We start from the raw sequence: 2,882 nt of genomic DNA on the forward strand, positions 1-2,882 counted from the left end.
TCTTATCCGGGTGTCGGCTGTCCGCCGGATAGATCCACTGCGTCGTCAGGGATAACGGCCCCTGCAGAGGCAATTCCGGCGTATATTTTACAAGGCAGGCCATAAATTTCTGCCGGGCGTCTTTCACGCTCTGCGGCTCGTAAGAATACGGCTTACCGTTACGCACGCCCCATTTCTTCATCTGGTGCGTCGCCGACGGCAATTTCATGGGAATAAAAAATTGAATCCTCATGCCTTCCTCAGCTCCTGTTCCGCTTTCCGTAACCAATGATTTATGATAATGTCTATGCAACGGCCTTGATCGCATTCGGCGAGTTCTACAATGTTTCCATCTTTATCCCCTAGCGGGCAGAAGCTGCAGTCTGCGATTTCATCGATGACCATCTGCAACGCTTTTTTATAAATTTTCTTTTTCAACATTTTCACCTGCTTTTTCTTGTGCTGACACCTATATGGTCCTGGTTCAGGACGAAAAAGGGTGTTAAAAGAAAATGGCTTACTTCGTGCCATTTTTTTAACCCTTTTTTGTCCAAGGACCCTACCGGACATTATACGGACAGACATTTAATATATATAATAGCTGTCCGTCCATTTTGTCCGTATTTTTATGCGGACATTTAAGCGGCTTGTCCGTATAAATATTTGTCCATATACACCACGGACAAGATGGACAAGTTTATAAATGTCCAGATTCATTCATCTATTGTTAACCTTTAATTTCTTCTTTTTTCGTTATTTTTCCATTGCTTAACTCAAACTCGTCAACCTCTTTTAAGTATCTCCGGATTGTGCGTTCCGTCGTATCCATATAATTTGCCATATCGGCTACGGTGACGCTGCCATTGATTAAGCAGGCATTATATGCGCTTTCAAGCTGCTGTTTTTTCGACTCTTTTCGCTTTTGCCGTGTTTCCTGGCTTTTCTTCCATGGATCTTTCTCTATACTGGGTGTCAGCCCCGCCAGAAATCCCGTATCGTCGATTTTATGAACGGGATACTCAAACCATAGATTCAGCGGCTCAAAGGCCTTAAATTCGCGCAGCGTGCCCTCAATGCGCCACGCCGTGCCCGGAAGGCCGACCTGGTCAGTTTCGAGCTGTATCATATCAAGCAACGCGTCGGCGTCGCGAGCAAAGACGCCGGAGCCGCTGGCCCGGTCCATGGAACGCTTGCCGCCCTGGGCGCCCTTACTGTGATGATGGCAGTAGATCACAGCGCAATTTAGCTCCGTACACACCTTGTCGAATTGATTGCAGAAGTGCGCCATCTGGTCGGCGCTGTTCTCGTCGCCTGTAATAATCTTATAGATCGGGTCAATGATAATCGCCATGTAATTTTTCTTGGCCGCCCGGCGGATAAGCTTCGGCGCCAGCTTATCCATAGGAAGGGATTTGCCGCGCAGGTTCCAGATGTCGATATTGCTGATACTCTGCGCCGGCCAGCCCAGGGCGTCGTATACATCCTTGAAACGGTGCAGGCAGCTCGCCCGGTCGAGTTCCAGATTGACGTACAACACTTTGCCCTGGGCGCAGTCCCATTGTAGCCATTTACGGCCTTCAGCAATGGCGGCTACCAGTTCAATCAAAGCATAGGACTTCCCGGCCTTCGACGGCCCGGCAATCATCATTTTATGGCCCTGCCGCAGTACGCCGTCGATGAGGGCCGGCGATAAGGGCGGCATATGGTTCCAGACATCGCGCAGGCTTTCCGGATCGGGCAGATCGTCGTTGACAGCTTCGACCCAGTCGCGCCACTCTACAAAGCTTTCCTTGCCGATATTCGTATCGATAAGATACTGCTTTTTGCCGTTACGCAGTACGCCAGGCATCCGGGACAGGCGCGACGGGTTCCGGTTCTGCTGGTCGATGTCCAGGCCGTTCTTGCGGCATACGTGATACAGATAGTCGACACGCTTGCGGTATTCCTCGTAATTGGCAGCGTCGATATGGACGATGGCATGGACGCTCTTGCCGCCGCTGTACACGAGGCAGGCCACAGGCAGTTCCAGCTGCCGGATAATTTCGTTCTGTTTCTCCGGCTCCATATTGTCCGATTCGACAAGGGCATATTTGTAATCCGTCACGTTTTCGTTCCGGACACCTTTGCCGTCGAGGGCATTGAAGCGAATCCACGCGCCGACCCTAGGGTTATAGTCCCCCAATACAGCGCCGATGTCGCCGTCGCAGACCGTCAGTTCTTCGATGAGTTCACCGGCCGTGCGTTTGAAGTTGCCTTTGCTTGGCAAAAACTTCCCGTCTTTTTCCCATGACGACGTAACATAGCCGACGTAATCGGTACTGTCAAAGAGCGTCGTAAGGTATGTGGTTAAATCCTTTACAGGGTCCCAGTCGTCGCCTGGCTCCTGCAGTTCCCGTCCTTCAATCCATCGCTGGTCGATGATAACCTGCTCGTCTTTAGCGATAATCATATCGTCCCAGTCATAGGCATGGCCGCCGTCGGTCTGGCTGCGCCAGCCGCCTTTTTTGGCCATATCGACAATCGTCGCCCCTGTAACCGGGCTGTCTGTACCGGTAAAGGTCCGCCATTTCTGCACGCACTCGCCGGCGTGATACCGTCCGCCGTCGCGGCGGCTCCACGCATCCCAATCTGAGACGTCATAACCTTCGATTTTAAGGGCCATACCGACCTGTACCCATTCCTGATAGGTACAAAATGACGGGTCGATGTAGTCCAACAATGGCAGTAAGTTGATCTTGCTATGTTCCATACGTCATTCCTCCGTTATGCCGGCACATACGTCGCCGGCGTAATATCCCGCGGAATCCGCCAGCCGCAGGCCGCGATCCGGCCAATCATCTGCGTGGCTGCTGTAAAGCTCCACGTCCCTACATGCTGGAACCCGCGGGCTTCAAGTAACCGGA

The 2,882-nt window shown here is 51.9% G+C and carries 2 protein-coding genes and 1 pseudogene; all 3 read right to left on the bottom strand.

Annotated features, from left to right (window positions below):
* A pseudogene (locus CJ260_RS12345) lies at positions 1–208 on the bottom strand (hypothetical protein); the annotation flags it as partial.
* 20 nt (positions 209–228) lie between these two features.
* A complete protein-coding gene (locus CJ260_RS12350; protein WP_158221410.1) occupies positions 229–420 on the bottom strand; it encodes a hypothetical protein in 192 nt (63 codons plus the stop codon).
* Between the two features lie 286 nt (positions 421–706).
* Complete coding sequence (locus tag CJ260_RS12355; RefSeq protein WP_095630422.1) at positions 707–2,728, bottom strand: AAA family ATPase; 2,022 nt, start codon at positions 2,726–2,728, stop codon at positions 707–709.
* Positions 2,729–2,882: the final 154 nt, after the last annotated feature.

It is taken from the genome of Megasphaera sp. ASD88, from assembly GCF_002287425.1.
Lineage (GTDB): Bacteria > Bacillota > Negativicutes > Veillonellales > Megasphaeraceae > Megasphaera > Megasphaera stantonii.

What these genes read in the sequence shown, in the direction of transcription:
- CJ260_RS12350 (WP_158221410.1), bottom strand. Translation starts at nt 420, where the DNA reads ATGTTGAAAAAGAAAATTTATAAAAAAGCGTTGCAGATGGTCATCGAT.
- CJ260_RS12355 (WP_095630422.1), bottom strand. Translation starts at nt 2,728, where the DNA reads ATGGAACATAGCAAGATCAACTTACTGCCATTGTTGGACTACATCGAC.